Consider the following 16,043-nt stretch of genomic DNA (forward strand, 5'->3'; position numbering starts at 1 on the left):
AATTAACAAAACGTCTGACACGAGCGTCTCTCCAAACGCTATGGACGCGGACCTGCGTCTAGGTATCGAGCGCGAGATCGACATGCCCTCCGTCTATTTCGTCGATTTCGGCGGCCAGTTCGAAAACCAGCAGCGGGCCATGCAACGGCTCTATCTGGTCGTGCCGGTCACGATGGCGCTGATCTTCCTGCTGCTCTACAGCGCCTTTTCGAGCCTGCGCTATGCCGCGCTGATCTTTCTCAACGTCCCGTTCGCGATCATCGGCGGGATATTCACGCTCTGGCTTTCCGGGCTTTATCTTTCGGTACCGACCGCGGTGGGCTTCATTGCCGTATTCGGCGTGGCCGTACAGAACGGCGTAGTGATGGTGTCGTATATCAACCAGCTGCGAGAGCAGGGCACGAGCATGACCGATGCCGTGCGTATTGGCGCCGAACATCGATTGCGACCTGTGTTGATGACGGCGCTGACCGCCGTGCTCGGCCTGATACCGCTACTACTGGCCAACGGCATACGCTCGAACGTGCAACGACCGCTCGCAGCCGTCGTCATCGGCGGCCTGCTCACGTCCACGCTGCTCACGCTGCTCGTGCTGCCCAGCGTCTATCGCTGGTTCGCCGAACCGGATACGCCGGTTCATCTGTAACCGAAACCCGCGTGGCCGCGGCTTGCCAGATCAAGCCGCGGCCACGAGGACGATATGAAGCCTTCAAAACCGGCAGGAAAGAGGGCGGTCGCGCTTGGCCTTGTATGGATATACATAGCCAAATGAAGCGACTGGCGTTGCCGTAGCCGACACGATGGGTTAAAAACTCGCCATGTTCGAATTACTTACCGCCATTATCGCGCTCGTTCCCATAGGCTGGAGCCATCACCTCATCGCGGCCCATACGCGCTATGAAATAGTTACGCGCGGTCTGCTGATCCTGGTCGGTCTGGGCTTTGGCGCTATCTGTATGCGGTATGCGGCCGACAGCACGCTGGCACGCTGGAGCCTGTTCGTCGCCGGTATGGGCGCCGTGCATACGCCAGCGGCGATCGTGCTCACGATCAAGCAACTCAAGCGTCGCGGTTACTGAATGTAACGAGGTGAATGGCTCGTTCTATCAACATAAAACCCGAAACGCATGCAGCTCCTTCGCGAAGGCCATAGCTGCATTACGGGAATGTGTGTTGATTTAACCGGAAGCCAAGACGCGTCGGGAACGGGTATTCAATCGCTGAAGACCAATGATTGTCGTGGCCATTGCCATGGCAGACCAGCCGAAGCCTTCACCGGCAAGACCGAGCGCGATACCGCCCAGCGCCAGGCAAACAGCTACAAGCGTGAGTATCCAGGAAGCCAGGCGCAGTTGCCGAATAGTGAGCAACATTGGAAAACCTCCAAACGATAGACAGATCGAATCCAAGAGGTCGATGCGGGCGCGTGTAAAGGCTCGCTTCGGCCGCCAACCGGACAGACGTTGAGGCCTCATGTTCAGAGAGCAAGTCGCTGCCAGCGGCATTTATTTCGGCGGCGTGCGTCGTTGCTGAAGTCCGCGGACCCGTTTTTCCAGGCGCGTTTAGCAGCCCGAGCTGCGTACTACGTAAGTGCGCATTCGCCGAGTATCGGCTAACAGATGGAATCCATTTAGAACGGCCGCAGGTCTCGACGGCGCGTCCCATCAACAGCCGAACTTGGATAGCATCGCGCGCGGGCAGGCGTTGCCAACGCCAGGACCGTATAGAAGTGTTTGAGCCTAGGCCTTGGGCAACGTTACACACTGGCTGAGGGGTGGGCAGCGATGCGATGAGGCGGCCGGCGTAATATAATATTTAACATAATATACATTATGCACAGTATTATTTATGGCTGTGTTCGGCGCTGAGCGACAGAGACGCCCTCTAGCGTGCCTTGCAATCCGAGCGCCACGTTCTTGCAGATCTGTCTATTCGCGCTAATGGTTATCGACCGCCCACGTGCTGTCCACTGTGTTTTGGCCGATTCAGTCACCGCTTGTTGATATGCCATGCCCGCGCGTCGGCCATGATGGCTACGACCAGTCGCTGCTCGGATTGATTAGAACGGCGGTTTGTCGTTCGACGTGCGGCCGGTTTCGATATAGGTGCCGTAGCGCTCGCAATAGAATTTGCCGTTCAAGCGCGTGGTTTCGGTTGGCGTCATCTTGTAGTTGCGAGACCATTCCTCGCATTGCGTCCAGTACTGGCGGCCGCGTTCGGATTGCTCGCGTTTTCGGCGAAGCGCGTCGTCGATTGGCGGTACGCGCCGAGATTCAATTTGCTGGCCTCGTTCTTTGGCGAGCTGGCGTTTGTATGCGGCGCCCGCCGTAACAGAGGAACCCGGCGGATCGCCAACCGTAACATTCAGGCCGGAGGCTACGGCACTCATCAACCCGATGCCCAGCAGAAGACGCGCAACCCAGAGCGCGATGCCACCGATGACCACACCGCCGGCGATGGCCAGCATGAGCTTGAGATAGTTGGTTTCGCCATGCATACGGAGAGTATCGGCTCGCCACAGGCGTGCTTAAACACGCGGGCCCCGCTTTAATGCCGTTTGACCACGTACGCGACGGTGACCCGGCAAACGCGGTTTTGGCCCCGGCCGCACCGGTGCGGATTGCCCGCGTGTTGATCGCGATCGGCGCCCTGGCCCGCGCACTTGTACCGCTGTGCGCCCGTTGCCGCGGCTGGTTCAGAAGACGTTGAGCGGAATCTTGAGGTAGGCCGTGCCGTTGGCTTCCGGTTCCGGCATGCGGCCACCGCGGGTGTTGATCTGTAACGCCGCAAGTATGAGCGTGGGTAGCGGCAGTTGTGCATCGCGCTTGTTGCGCAGTTCGATATAGCTCGCTTCGTCGATATTCTTCAGGTGCGGATTGTTCGCGCGCTGTTCGGCGACGGTCGACTCCCAGCACGGCTCGCGGCCATCGGGCATATAGTCGTGGCCGGTGAACAAACGCGTGTCGTCGGGTAGATCGAGTATCGCCTGAATCGAACGATAAAGCGTGGCCGCATCACCGCCGGGAAAATCGGCCCGTGCGGTACCGAAGTCGGGCTGAAACAGCGTGTCGTGCACGAAGGCGGCATCTCCGATCACATAGGTAATCGAGGCAAGCGTGTGCCCAGGCGAATGCATGACGCGTGCGTCGAGGTTGCCCAGTTTGAAGGTATCGCCGTCGGCGAACAGACGATCCCACTGGCGGCCATCGGTATGGAAGTCGTCGCCGAAGTTGTAAATGTCTTTCCAGAGCTTTTGCACCGCTACGACATGCTCGCCGATCGCCCGCGGCGCATCGAATATCTCCTGCAGATAGATCGCGGCTGACAGATGGTCGGCGTGTGGGTGGGTATCCAGAATCCAATCCACGGTCAGACCGCGCTTGCGTACGAAGGCTGCGATTTCATCGGCCTGCGTCGTGTTCGTGCGTGCCGACTGCGGATCGTAATCCAGCACCGGATCGATGATCGCACAGCGAGCGCTGTCGTTATCGATACAGACATACTGGACGCTGAACGTATTCGGATCGAAAAAACCGACCACTTCCGGGCTGTTTGTAGCCATGTTTCACCTCTTATCCAGGATCGTGCGCTTTGCGCCAAACTTTTGGTTATTTGCACATATCAGCAAGTTTTATTCTACCCTAGGGGGTATCCAAAACAAGTCAGAGGTATTCATGAATCGGTCTCGCAGCCGGCACCGTGTTCTGAACAGCCGACGCGACATGACGGGCGACGTGTTGTACTGCGTATCGCCCCCCTGCCCGCCGGCCGGCGTGGATTGATAGCATGTTCACGATGGCCAATTTCACACCGCTTAGCGGCGCGATCGGTGGCGCGCTTATCGGCCTTGCTGCCGCGCTGCTATGGCTGGGCGTCGGCCGGATCGCGGGCGTATCCGGCCATCTTCACGGACTCATCGCTGCACCCGAGCGTCGCGGACGCGCCCTGCTATGGCTCGGCGGTCTAATCGCCGGCGCACTGCTGGTTGGCATTTTCGCGCCGGCTATCGTGCCCGTGCGCGAAGGCTTTTCGCCTGTGCGACTCGCCTTCGCCGGGCTGCTGGTGGGCTTCGGCACGCGACTCGGTTCGGGGTGTACGAGTGGTCACGGTGTGTGCGGCATCGGCCGCGGGTCGCCCCGCTCGCTGGCCGCCACGGTCGTATTCTTCGTGTTCGGCGTCATCACGGCGGTGATCTGTCGCCGTATGCTGGGTTAACAGGATGCGTCACGTCATTACACTGGCCAGCGGCGTGTTGTTCGGCGTGGGGCTTACGCTCTCCGGCATGGTCGATCCGACCAAGGTGCTGGCATTCCTCGACCCGCTCGGGCCCTGGGATCCGACGCTGGCTGTGGTGATGGCTTCCGCCTTGAGCGTGTTCGCTGCAGCGCACGCAATCGCACGGACCCGGGCTCGACCGCTTTGCGCCGAGCGCTTCCATGAACCGGCGCGCCTTGGCATCGATCGGCCTCTGCTTATCGGCGCGGCGCTGTTCGGGATCGGCTGGGGCATGGCGGGCTATTGTCCGGGCCCGGGGCTGGCGGCGCTGGTGTACAACGCTCACGAGGCGGTCGTGTTCCTGCCTGCGGTGCTACTCGGCGGTTGGCTGGCCGGACGCTATCGCGCGTAAGCGCGCATTCAACCGGCCTTTAGCCGTAGCGCGACAGCAGTTCGGTCGCGTATTTCAGGCGTGCGCGTGCGTCATCGCCGTCGAGATGGCTACAGGACAATTCACGTTCAATCACGCAGGAGAGCATGTTGTAGAAGGTACGATCCAACGCCTTGCGCGCAGCCGACATCTGGACCGCCACGTCTTCGCATTCGGCATCGCGCTCGATCATGGCCTGCAGACCGCGCACCTGCCCTTCCACACGCTTGAGGCGTTGAATGAGTGCGCTCTTGCTGGCTTCCCATTCCGGGTCGACGGCGTCTATTTCGGTGTCTTCGGACATGGCAGGCGATGTGTTGATAGACATGAATCGAAATTCTACATGCAGTGAATCCGCAGCCCGGGCCCTCGGCGGTATTATCGGCCAAGACCCGGCCCGACCACTCGCGCGCAACCACCAACAAACGATCGCCTTAGTGCTCGCTGCGCGTATTCGCGCGCTCGGTCGACGCCGTATCGTCGTCTTTTCGTACCCGGAAAACGAGGCAGTAGAACACCGGCACCACGCCGAGGGTAAGTAATGTGCCAATAGCCAGACCGAATCCCACGACGCTGGCCATGCCATAAAACAACGTATCGTGGAACACGATCAACGGCATCAGCCCCAGGATGGTGGTGATCGTTGTCATCACGATCGGGCGCAGGCGGCGCACACAGGCCACGATGACCGCCTCGTAGGCGGGCATATCGCCCGCACGCTCGATTTCGATCTGATCGAGCAGCACGATGCCGTTATTGAGCAGGATCCCGGCCAGCGCATAGAGCCCGAGAATCTCCATGAAACCGAAATCCGCCTGCATCACATAAAGACCCAGTACGGCGCCAATAATCAGCAGCGGCAGCGTGGCCACGATAATCAACGGCCGGCGATAGCCATTGAACTGAATGACCAGCAGCAACAGCGTCGCGCCCACACACAACGGGAAGTTGGCCGACAAGGCGGCCTGACCTTCGGCGGACTCCTCGACCACACCATCGATCTCAATATGATGCTGCGGTGCCAGCTGGGCGCCGAACGCATCCAGCCGTTGCTGAATTTGCGGCAGCATGTCTTCGGCAGACAACCGCGTGTTGCGTGCCTCCACGCTGACCGTGCGGGCCATGTCTTCGCGCGCGATCACGCCAAAGCGTGGCACCAGCGAGAAGTCGGCGATCTGGATCAGCGGTACGCTATGGCCCTGCGACTGCGAAAACACCGATAGCGATTTCACCCGGTCCAGATCGTGGCGCTCGGCATCGGCCGCGCGCAGCACGATGGGAAAGATATCGTCGCCATCGCGAAATTCGGTAATCGTTCGGCCGTCGAAGAACTGACGCATCGACCGCGCCACATCGGCCGAGGTGACCCCGGCACGGCGTGCGCGGGTCTGATCCACATCCACGCGAATGGCGTCGACGCGGTTTTCCCAATTGTTTCGGACATCGATGGTGTCCGGCACGGTCTGCATCAGCCGCTCGATCTGTGCGGCCTGCGCATAGATATAGTCCGCGTCCGGGCCCTTGATCTGAATCTCCAGCTGGCTGGAGTCACTGGGCCCGAGAAACATGCGCTTGACCCGGGCCCGGGCCGCCGGTACTTCGGCATTCAAGGCGGCGCGTATTTCGCGCTCGGCGCGGTCCATATGCTGCGCATCGTCGATATTCAGGACCATGAAACCGCGAAACGGCGCCGGATCGACCGGCGTGAGCGACAACACGAATCGCGGCCCGCCAAAACCGACATAGGCCGCAAAATCCTGCACATACGGAAAGCGTTGTGCATCGGCGACGATGGTCATCATTTGCTGGATCGATTCGTCGGTCGCGGTACTCGGCGAACCCGCCGGCCGATCGACATACACCAGAATCTGGGCCCGATCGGAATCGGGAAAGAATTTGGCCGGCGCGTTGGCCAGGCCCACGACCGCGAGCACGAGAAGCGCGAACATGCCGATAAGAAACAGAACCGGCCGCGCCATCACCTGGCGCAATAACCGTTCGTACACGCCGTTCATGCGCTCAAACAAGCGCTGCGAAAACGCCGGGCCATCCGGCGTTTCGTTCCCACCGTCACCGACGTGGTCGACCCGGATGAATCGATAGCACAGCAGCGGCGTGAGGCCCATGGCGAGTAGCCAGGAGGTCAGCAGCGTGATCAGAATGACCAGCGAGATGGAGCGCGTATATTCGCCGGCCACGTGTTCGGCCAGCATCAGTGGCAAAAAGACCAGGATGGTGGTCAATGTCGACGACAGCAGCGGAAAGGCCATCTGGTCGCCGGTCTGTTTCAAGGCCGCGTCGCGAGTCGCCCCCTCTTCCAGCCGGCGCTTGAAATCCTCGGCGATCACAATGCCGTTATCGACCAGCAGGCCCAGCGCGATCACCAGCGTAGCCAGGCTCATGCGCTGCAGCGTCATGTCGAAAAAACCCATGACCGCAAGGCTTGCGAGCATTACCGCAGGCACGATCGAGCCCACGATCAGCCCGGTGCGCAGTCCCAGAAACAGGATCACCACGGCGAGCACGATGGCCAGTGTCTGCAGCACGTTGATGGTCACGCCGTAGACGGTCTTGGCCACCTGCTCGGCCTGATAGGTGGCAATATCCAACTGGTAGCCCGCCGGCAAGGCACGCTGCAGCTCGGCGATCTTGGCCTTCACCTGGGCGCCGTAGTCGAGCACGCTGTTGCCGGAGAGCATCGCCACCGAAAACATCAGCGCCGGCTTGCCGTTGTAGTAGGCCTTGCGCTCGGGCGGCTCCAGATAGCCGCGCTTGATGGCGGCAATATCCTGCAGCGGCACCACGCGGTCGCTGTTGGGCAAGGGAATTAACGCCTCGCGAATGGCGTCGAGATCTTCGAAATTACCGGTCGGTTCGATGGTGAAGCGCCGCCCCGCCGTATCCACGGCGCCCCCGGGGCGGATAATATTCTGGTCGGCGAGCGTGGCAATCAGTTGTTGCGGGCTCAGGCCCATTTCGGCCAGCCGTGCATTGGTGGTCTCGACGTAGACACGCTCGGGCTGTACGCCGAGAATTTCGACCCGTTTGGTGTGCTTGACCGTATAAAGCTGGTCGCGAATATGCTGGGCCATGTCGTACATCTGCGACATGGAAAAGTCGTCAGCGGTCAGCGGTCAGCGCGGCGGTGACCACGGCGACATCGCCGAAATCGTCGTTGACATAGGGCGTGCTCGCGCCCTCAGGCAAATCGTCGCGTACGCCGTCGATCTTGTGGCGCATTTCGTCCCAAATCTGGTCCAGGTTGAAATACTTGTCCTGAATCTCGACATGAATGATCGAGGTCCCCGGCATGGACGTACTACGAATCTGCTCGACCTCGGGAACCTGACGAATCGCCTCTTCCAGCGTTTTCGTGATCAGCAATTCGACCCGCTCGGCCGACAGCCCCTCGAAGTGGGTCGTAACCACCGCCTCACGGATCGTGATTTCCGGGTCTTCGCGGGTGGGCAGCGAAAAATAGCAAAGCACGCCCGCAATATTGGCCACGACGACCATCATGATCACGACAGGCCAATACCGAAACGCAAGCTGGCTGATATTCATCCGGCCACCCGGTTATTCGTTGAACTGGCGGGGGCCGACGCCGATCCGGGTCACCGACTGGCCATCGTGCAAAAAAGCCAATCCCTGGCTGGCGACGATCTCGCCGGGATCCAGCCCAGCGCTAATCAATGCCTTGTCACCGCTAATGTCGGCCACCTCGACGCTGCGTTGGACCAGGCGGTCGCTGTCGGGGTCGAATACATAGACGAAGGTGTCGTCATCAGCGCCCTGCGCGAATGCGGTGACCGGTATTTCGATACGCGCCGGCTGCGCCAACTCGCCATTGCTCAGGCGCAGCGTGACCTCGGCAGTCATGCCCGCACGGGCCGCGTCGACCGGCTTGGCGATCACCAGGGTCACCGGATACGCATTGCGATCACCCGCATCGGTGGCCACCTCGCTGATACGCGCCATCATCGGCGCGTTCGGCGCAGCTGCGAGTGTGACCGTATGCATCGCATCGCGATCGAGCACGCCGACCAGCGTTTCCGGCGCCGATACGACCACTTCCATGCCATCGTCGCGGCTCTGGATTTCGAGTACCGTTTCTCCTGCCTGTACGCGCTGGGCCGGCTCCACAAGCCGGCGCGCTACGCTGCCGTCATAGGGGGCAATCAGGCGTGTGTCAGCGAGGTCCTTGGCGGCAATATTGACCCGGGCCCGGGCCGTATCGACCCGGCTGCGATCGCTGGCAAGCGTGGCCGCATCGTTATCGTACTCGGCTTGCGAAATGGCATCGGCCTTACGCAACGACTTGGAACGCGCGAAGCGTGTCGACGACAACTCGCGGGCAGCGCGTGCCTCGGCAAGCTCTGCCTTGCGCTGCTCGAGTGTCAACGCATAGCTACGATCGTCGAGTGTGGCCAGCACATCGCCGCGCGCGAATACATCGCCCGTGTCCACATTGATTCGCGCGACACGCCCCGGCACATCGAAGCCCACCGGCGCGCGCTCGGGCGTCTGCAGTACGCCGGCAATCGAGCGCGTTTGGCCGGAGCTGGCCACCTGGGCCACGGCCCAGGCAATCGGCTTGGGCGGTGTGGGTTGCGGTGGCTGTTCGCTGGTGCAGGCAGATAGCGAAACGCAGGCGCCAAGCGCGATCAGCACACCCCGCCAACGCGTTCGACGCGGCCGACTCATGACGGTTCTGTTGGCGCCGCCGGCGACCGTGTTTTCGCGTGGTCTGCCCTGCTCGGCGGCAGAACCGAAACACCCCCTAAGCCTGTGCGCCGACATCCTTTCCCCTCGATGTGTTGTCGTTGTTTTGTGCAAGCCACAGGCCGGCTATTGCGCAATCGCGAATACAACGCAGACCAAAGCTACTGGCATCTTGCGCGCAAACTATAATTCAGAAAGCCATCTTTTCACGACTCCAGCCGCCAGCGTGTGGTCGATCGCGCGCTAGTCGTTCGTCTGCGGTGGCGCTTCTTTCTCCCCGTTCTCGCCGCTGCCCTTCGGCTTTTCGTTCGTGGCGTCGGCCGCCTGCGCGTCGGCGTCTTCCCCGCCCGACGGGCCAGTCTCGGGCGGCGTCTGACTGGCCACTGCCGTACAGTTTTCATGCACGCTGTCGTCGACCTCCACCGTCAGCCGATCGCCATCGCGGCTGAGTCGATTACCGTGCTCGCCTACGAACTTGTCCTTGCGACCAGCGGCCGGCATGACCAGGCGCCGGTTCCCCAGGCGTACGACCGCCCGCTTTGGCTCAAACGCCGCGGCCAGATGAAAACCATCGTCACAGCGATACTGTTCGAAGCTCAGCTCGGCATCCGTCGCACTGGGCACGAGTTCGAGCCGAACTTCAGATTCGTTTTTCAGCGGATTGATCGGTCGTGGTTTTTCCGACTTCCAAAGCACGTTACCGTCGGCCGCGAGAATCTCACCGCGCAGGCCGTAATCGCCGTCGGGATCGATCAGATCGCGCTCGATCTCCACATTAAAGGCAATCGATTTTCGGTCCAGATCGTGCAACGTGCGCTCGGCCACGATACGTTTGCTCGCGCCGTCCTCGCCCTGCTCGACCATGCTGATGCGCGCGCTGGCATCGCCCGGCAGCGCCTGGCTACCGGCGAGCTCGACCGTGCCCGCCACGGTGACAACCTCGGGTTCATCAGTGCCGCAGCCGGCGACCAGCAGAATCGCCAGCATGCCCAGGCAACACCGGGCCCACGCCTGGCCAAAGTATCTATGCAACATTAGGTTCTCTTCTCAATCGATTGATAACGCGAGAATTTGACTCACTTGGCATAACGGGCGTTCCGACGCCTGTTGCCAGCGATCAAAGACTGTCTGAATTTCGCTAAGCGCAGCACGGCTGGTCGCACGGCCGGTATAGGCGTCCCAATACGCCAACGCACGCAGGACCCAGTCGGTGAGCAGAAAGGTATCCTTGCCGCACATACGCAGGAATGCGGGTGCCGAATTGCCGCCGAGTTGAGTGAACCGCTGACGTAGCGTTTGCCACAGTTCCACGGTTTCGTCTTCGTCCCAGTCCGCCAACCACACGCCGAAACTGCCGAATTCGTCGATGATCTTTTGCATGGCGATCGCGTTATCGCGGACCGCGAAGATCTTCTTGCGATGACGAATGAGGGTTTCATCGCGGGTTAACCGCTGCAATTGGGTATCGTCCATCGCCGCAACGCGGGCGGGGTCGAAATCGTCGAATGCGATCTCGAACGCTGGCCAGCGCGCATCTACGAGCCGATGCGTCAAACCGGCACGAAAAATACGGCGGTTCATTACGGACAGATAGCGATCATCGCCGATCATGGCCAGCGATTCCGGCGGCTCGGGGCGAATCAGGCGCGATTCGAGTGCATCGGCGCCACCCACGCGTTCGCGGGCTCGTTGCTCTATAACCGAGAATTCGGTCATGGGAATACAATCAGGTCGATAATTCGGCCAAGTTTAACCCAGACGCAGCGTAATCACGCTAACCTTCGGTATTGAAAGATTTCGCACTGGCGATTCGAGGGCTTAGCCGCGTCGTATAAGTACGGGCCGGCACGGCGCGCGTCGGGCGGTAGATCTTCGCTGCGCGAAAAAAACGGGGGCCAGCAGCCCCCGTCGATTCAACTTGAAGTGATTTCTAGCTGCGATGGTGTACCGGCTGCTGCCCGTACACCGGCGTATTCAGCCCTTCCATGCGCGCCTTGAGCTGCAAGGCGAGAAAGTGCGAATAAAACCTTGACTGGGCTAGGTTACCCCCATGAAACCATAGTGCTTCTTGCTGGGTTGGCTTCCACATGTTGCGTTGTTCGCCTTCCCACGGGCCCGGGTCCTTGGGCGTATCCGAACCCAGCCCCCAGACCTTGCCGACCTTGTCGGCAACCGACTGGGAGATCAGATCGGCGGCCCAGCCGTTCATCGACCCGTAGCCGGTGGCATAGATGACGACGTCGGCGGGAATGTCGCGCCCATCTTCGAGTTGGACACTGTTTTTGGTCAGGCGGGCCACTTCGGCCCCGCTTTCGAGCTTGATACGGCCGTCGATGATCATTTGCGATGCGCCCACGTCAATGTAGTAACCCGAGGCTCGACGCAGGTATTTCATGAACAGGCCCGAGTCGTCAGGGCCGAAATCGAGCATGAAACCGGCCTTTTCGAGTTTTGCATAGAAATCGGCATCCACCCGGCGGATCTCGTCGAAGAGCGGTTTCTGGAAGTCCGCCAGCAGCGCGTAGGGAATGGAGGCAAACAGCATGTCCGCTTTTTCGGTGGTAATGCCGTTGACGAGCGCCTCCTCCGAATACAGCGGCCCCAGGGCATATTTCATCAGCGATTCGGACCGGGAAATATGGGTCGACGAACGCTGGATCATGGTCACGTCGACACCGTTTTCCGCCAGCGCGGCACAGATGTCGTGGGCAGAGTTGTTCGAGCCGATCACCGCGACTTTCTTACCCTCCATGCCGTCCGGGCCGGGATGCTCGGATGAATGCTGCTGAATGCCTTCGAAGCGCTCCTGCCCTTCGATCGTGGGCACATTGGGCTTGGCCGACATCCCGGTGGCCAGCACCAACTGGTGCGGTTCGAGGGTGATCTGTTCGCCGTTGCGATCGACCACGACGGTCCAGCGGCCGGTGGATTCGTCGTAGCTGGCCTGGCGCGCCTCGGTCGCCCCCCAGTAGTTCAGCTCCATGACCTTGGCATACATTTCCAGCCAGTCGCCGATCTTGTCCTTCGGCGCGAACACCGGCCAGTTGCGTGGGAATTTGATGTAGGGCAGATGGTCGTACCAGACCGGATCATGCAGACACAGCGACTTGTAGCGCTTGCGCCATGAATCCCCGGGGCGTTCGTTCTTCTCGATAATCAGTGCGGGCACGCCGAGTTGGCGCAAACGCGCGCCCAGGGCGATGCCACCCTGCCCGCCGCCGATGATTAGCACGTAGGGCTGCGTATCGATGCCCAGCGATGCCAACTCCTGCTCGCGCTCTTCCTTCCAGGTGGGTTTGCCCTGGTCATCGCCATGCTTGGCTCCGAGTGGGCGGCTGTCGCCCATCGGCTCCTCGTAGCCTTTGAGTTCGGTCATGGTGGTCAGCAACGTCCAGATATGCCCGTCCTTGATGCGCATGAACCCGGAGCCGCGGGCAACGGCCGTTTCGAATACGATCCACGCTTCGATCACGCCGTCGTCGGTCTGGGTCACGACTTCGCGTTCATCGAGCGACCAGTCGTGCGGCTGGGCCTGGTCCAGACAGCTTTCGAGCATGTCTCGAATGCCGGACTTGCCCTCGGCCGTCTTGATATTCCAGGTAAACGTAAGCATGTCGCGCCAGTAGCATTCGCTGGCGAACAACGCCAGCACGGCGTCGATATCGTGCTGGGTGAGCGCTTCGTCAAGACGATTGAGTACGGTATTGGCCTCGGCGGCCACGGTGGTATCGAGCATATAGCTCCTCCTTATCTATCGCGATATATGGGCTGTCGTGCCCTTGTTGTGATTTTTTGTCGCCTGGCTAGAGCGAAAAACCGCCATCCACAGCGATCGCCTGACCGGTTACGTGTTCGGCGCTGGCCAGATAGACGGCCATTTGCCCCATGTCTTCGGGCGTTTGTGCCACGCCCTGTGGCAGCAGGGTTTTCTGGTGGCGCTCCCAGGACTGCTCTTCGCTTTCACCGGGCTGGCGCCAGCGCCCGGACAGCCCCTCTTCGCCGCGCCACATGCCGGTACCGACAATGCCGGGACACAGGGCATTCACGGTGATGCCCTCGGCGGCGACCTCCTTGGCCACCGCGTTCGTGAACCCGATCACCGCGAATTTGGATGCCGAATAATGAGACAGATCGGGAAACCCGACCTTGCCGGCGATAGAGGCCATATTGATGATGCGTCCGAAGCGGCGCGGGCGCATGACGGCCAATTCGGCCTGGGTCGACAGAAACACGCCCCGGGCGTTGACAGCCATGATCTGATCCCAGTCTTCGACATCGAGCTCGGCGATGCCCTTGATGCTGATCACGCCGGCGTTGTTGACCGCGATGTCGATATCGCCGAGCGCCTGTTCGGCCGCAGCGACCATCGCACCCACCGAGTCGACATCGCGTACATCCACGCCGATCGCGGTGCTACGCCGTCCGACGCGCTTTACCAGATCGGCAGTCTCCTGGGCGATTGCGACATCGACATCGGCGACGGCAACATCCGCCCCGGCCCGGGCGAATGCCAGTGCCACGGCCTGGCCAATGCCACGCCCGCCGCCCGTGATCAGGGCGACACGGTTTTCAAACTGCATGTGTTCTCCTTTCGCGTTGTGGTTATCGCCGTTCGTAGGACGGCTTCAACACGGTCGGGGAGCAAAACCTGTGCCGGTTACGCAAGCCGTTGTTTCAACGGGCTTATGCCGGATTTCCGCAGGGCGGTGACACAGTCCATGCAACGCTTGGCGCCACAGGTGTGGCAATGCGGCGGTGTGCGGCCGAGCGAGGCCGGTTTGTGCCGGCGCTAGCGCGCCGCGCGCGAGCGCTTGAGGCGGCGATGCACGGTCGAACGATCGACACCCAGACGCCGGGCCAACTCGGATACGTTGCCGTCGCACTCGGCAAGCTGGGCCTGGATATCCGGCGTAGCGCCGGGCCGGATAATCGCTTCGGGCAGATGGCGTGTCGCAATCACCCCATCGTCGGTGAGCGCCGATGCCACCTCGAGCGCATTGCGCAGTTCGCGCAGGTTGCCCGGCCAGTCATAGCGCGCCAGCCGCCGCGCCGCATCGGGCGTCAGCCGATAGCACTCGCCGTAGCGCGTACCGATCTCGCCGAGCATGTGGGCGAGCAAGGCATCGAAATCCTGGCGCTCTCGCAGTGCCGGTAATGACAACGTTGCCGCATTCAAGCGGTAATACAGATCCTCGCGAAAGCGCCCCGCCTCGACCAGAGCGCGCAGGCTCTGATGGGTGGCCGAAACCACACGCAGCTTGACTGGGCGCGGCTCGACGCCGCCCACCGGTACGACCTCGTTTTCCGACAGCACGCGCAGCAGCCGGGTTTGCAGGGCCAGCGGCATATCGCCGATTTCATCCAGAAACAGCGTGCCACCCTGGGCGGATTCGATCAGCCCGGTACGACCCTTGCGCGCGGCGCCGGTAAAAGCGTTGGCGACATAGCCGAATAGCTCGGACTCGATCAGGTGTTCCGGAATGGCCGCACAGTTGACCGCCACAAACCGACCGCCGTCGTTGTATTCGTCATGAATGGCCCGCGCCAGTATTTCCTTGCCACTGCCGGTTTCGCCCTGAATGAGCATGGGAATGCCCCGCGCCGCCAGCTTGGCCGCACTGCGGGCGAGTGTTTGCATGGCCGGATCACCACGATGCATCGCTGCCAATGCGTTGGGCGATGTCGAACGGGGCGCGAGCGTTTTCGGCGCCGGGCGTCGGGCGGGTGATATCGCACTGGCGAATAACAAGGGCTCACCGTTGGCATGCAGCAGACGTTCACCCGCCGGCTGGCCTCGCATGAAGGCGGGCAGATCGTCGATCTCGATATCGAACAGCCGGGAAATCGGCATGCCGATGAGTGCCTGCGGCGTATCGATGGCAAATCCGAGCGAACGCGCCAATGCGTCCAGCCCGCTCGGCGTCAATCCGGTAATGCGCCCCGCGCCGTCGAGCGACAACGCGGCATCGGGCGCGGTATCGAGAAAATCCGGCGTACGGGCCAGGCGCAACACCCAATCGTCGCCGGTACGCGCGACCAGATTCGCCATCTCGATACGGCGTGCGGTGGCCTTGGCCAGATGCAGGGCCAGGCGTTGGCTGGTCTTGGCCACCGGCGAACTCAACTGCGACATGTCCAGTACCGCGGCCAGCCCGCCATGCGTATCGAAAATCGGCGCCGCGGTGCAGGTCAGGCGCGTATGCGTACTGTCGAAATGATCGCCCTGATGGATGACCACGGGTTCACGGCTGACCAGACAGGCGCCCACCGCACAGGTGCCGGCGCGGGATTCCGACCATTCGGCGCCGAGATAGAGCCCGGCCTGACGCAACTCGTCGTCGAGGCGCGGGTTGCCCAGATAATCGACGGCGACGCCGCGTGCATCGGACAACAACAGCACGTAGTCGTCGGCCGCGATCTGATCGTAGAGCGCGGCCAGGCCGGCGCGGCTGATACGGATCAGCGACTCGGCCTGTTCCTGGTGCTCGCGCAGTATGGCCTGCGGCACGATATAAGCGTCCTGGGCCGCGGCGGGATCGAGCTTGTAATCGTTCACGCAGCGCAGCCAGGATTGCACCACCGACGTGTCGCGCCCGCTATGTTCGCCGGCAGCGACGCGTTCGATCTCCTTGACGTGCGATTCTGTTGAAATCATGCCGCACTCTCCTGTTGCCTG

The 16,043-nt window shown here is 61.4% G+C and carries 15 protein-coding genes and 1 pseudogene; 4 read left to right on the forward strand and 12 right to left on the reverse strand.

Annotated features, from left to right (window positions below):
- Positions 1 to 49 precede the first annotated feature (49 nt).
- Both S4A8_RS09080 and S4A8_RS09085 read left to right on the forward strand, forming a co-directional pair.
- A pseudogene (locus tag S4A8_RS09080) lies at positions 50 to 646 on the forward strand (efflux RND transporter permease subunit); the annotation flags it as partial.
- Positions 647 to 818: 172 nt separating this feature from the next.
- On the forward strand, positions 819 to 1,079 hold the full coding sequence (locus S4A8_RS09085) for a hypothetical protein (protein WP_006912605.1): 261 nt from the start codon (positions 819 to 821) through the stop codon (positions 1,077 to 1,079).
- Between the two features lie 99 nt (positions 1,080 to 1,178).
- Here the strand turns inward: S4A8_RS09085 and S4A8_RS09090 are convergent, their stop codons facing one another.
- The 3 genes from S4A8_RS09090 to S4A8_RS09100 form a co-directional block, all read right to left on the reverse strand.
- Entirely contained in the window at positions 1,179 to 1,373 is a 195-nt protein-coding gene (locus tag S4A8_RS09090; protein ID WP_021031954.1) for a hypothetical protein, read from the reverse strand.
- Between the two features lie 686 nt (positions 1,374 to 2,059).
- On the reverse strand, positions 2,060 to 2,467 hold the full coding sequence (locus tag S4A8_RS09095; RefSeq protein WP_353178368.1) for a hypothetical protein: 408 nt from the start codon (positions 2,465 to 2,467) through the stop codon (positions 2,060 to 2,062).
- Positions 2,468 to 2,695: 228 nt separating this feature from the next.
- Positions 2,696 to 3,562, reverse strand: coding sequence for an MBL fold metallo-hydrolase (locus tag S4A8_RS09100; protein WP_353178370.1), 867 nt, complete (start codon positions 3,560 to 3,562; stop codon positions 2,696 to 2,698).
- Positions 3,563 to 3,777: 215 nt separating this feature from the next.
- Between S4A8_RS09100 and S4A8_RS09105 the strand changes: the two genes are divergently transcribed.
- Positions 3,778 to 4,215 carry a YeeE/YedE family protein gene (locus tag S4A8_RS09105; RefSeq protein ID WP_502950727.1) on the forward strand — a complete coding sequence of 146 codons (438 nt, stop codon included), beginning with the start codon at positions 3,778 to 3,780 and terminating at the stop codon, positions 4,213 to 4,215.
- Between the two features lie 4 nt (positions 4,216 to 4,219).
- Entirely contained in the window at positions 4,220 to 4,627 is a 408-nt protein-coding gene (locus tag S4A8_RS09110) for a DUF6691 family protein (protein WP_353219891.1), read from the forward strand.
- A gap of 19 nt (positions 4,628 to 4,646) precedes the next feature.
- Here S4A8_RS09110 and S4A8_RS09115 read toward each other — a convergent pair whose 3' ends face one another.
- From S4A8_RS09115 to S4A8_RS09155, 9 genes are all read right to left on the reverse strand, one after another.
- Positions 4,647 to 4,949, reverse strand: a complete 303-nt coding sequence (locus tag S4A8_RS09115) for a metal-sensing transcriptional repressor (protein WP_353219892.1) — start codon at positions 4,947 to 4,949, stop codon at positions 4,647 to 4,649.
- 130 nt (positions 4,950 to 5,079) lie between these two features.
- Positions 5,080 to 7,755: an efflux RND transporter permease subunit gene (locus S4A8_RS09120; RefSeq protein ID WP_353219893.1), complete on the reverse strand. Its 2,676-nt coding sequence runs from the start codon at positions 7,753 to 7,755 to the stop codon at positions 5,080 to 5,082.
- Between the two features lie 10 nt (positions 7,756 to 7,765).
- Positions 7,766 to 8,164, reverse strand: coding sequence for an efflux RND transporter permease subunit (locus tag S4A8_RS09125; protein ID WP_353220069.1), 399 nt, complete (start codon positions 8,162 to 8,164; stop codon positions 7,766 to 7,768).
- A 57-nt stretch (positions 8,165 to 8,221) separates the two neighbouring features.
- Positions 8,222 to 9,349, reverse strand: a complete 1,128-nt coding sequence (locus tag S4A8_RS09130) for an efflux RND transporter periplasmic adaptor subunit (RefSeq protein ID WP_353219894.1) — start codon at positions 9,347 to 9,349, stop codon at positions 8,222 to 8,224.
- Positions 9,350 to 9,610: 261 nt separating this feature from the next.
- The gene (locus S4A8_RS09135; RefSeq protein ID WP_353219895.1) at positions 9,611 to 10,402 is read right to left on the reverse strand and encodes a YbaY family lipoprotein; all 792 of its coding nucleotides are present in this window, start codon (positions 10,400 to 10,402) and stop codon (positions 9,611 to 9,613) included.
- Positions 10,403 to 10,414: 12 nt separating this feature from the next.
- Positions 10,415 to 11,083, reverse strand: a complete 669-nt coding sequence (locus tag S4A8_RS09140; protein ID WP_353178378.1) for a DNA-3-methyladenine glycosylase I — start codon at positions 11,081 to 11,083, stop codon at positions 10,415 to 10,417.
- 214 nt (positions 11,084 to 11,297) lie between these two features.
- On the reverse strand, positions 11,298 to 13,103 hold the full coding sequence (locus S4A8_RS09145) for an NAD(P)/FAD-dependent oxidoreductase (RefSeq protein ID WP_353219896.1): 1,806 nt from the start codon (positions 13,101 to 13,103) through the stop codon (positions 11,298 to 11,300).
- Positions 13,104 to 13,170: 67 nt separating this feature from the next.
- Positions 13,171 to 13,947: an SDR family NAD(P)-dependent oxidoreductase gene (locus S4A8_RS09150; protein ID WP_353219897.1), complete on the reverse strand. Its 777-nt coding sequence runs from the start codon at positions 13,945 to 13,947 to the stop codon at positions 13,171 to 13,173.
- A 209-nt stretch (positions 13,948 to 14,156) separates the two neighbouring features.
- Positions 14,157 to 16,022, reverse strand: a complete 1,866-nt coding sequence (locus tag S4A8_RS09155) for a sigma-54-dependent Fis family transcriptional regulator (RefSeq protein WP_353219898.1) — start codon at positions 16,020 to 16,022, stop codon at positions 14,157 to 14,159.
- Positions 16,023 to 16,043 lie beyond the last annotated feature (21 nt).

The sequence above is a fragment of the Salinisphaera sp. S4-8 genome, from assembly GCF_040361235.1.
In the GTDB taxonomy this organism is placed as follows: domain Bacteria; phylum Pseudomonadota; class Gammaproteobacteria; order Nevskiales; family Salinisphaeraceae; genus Salinisphaera.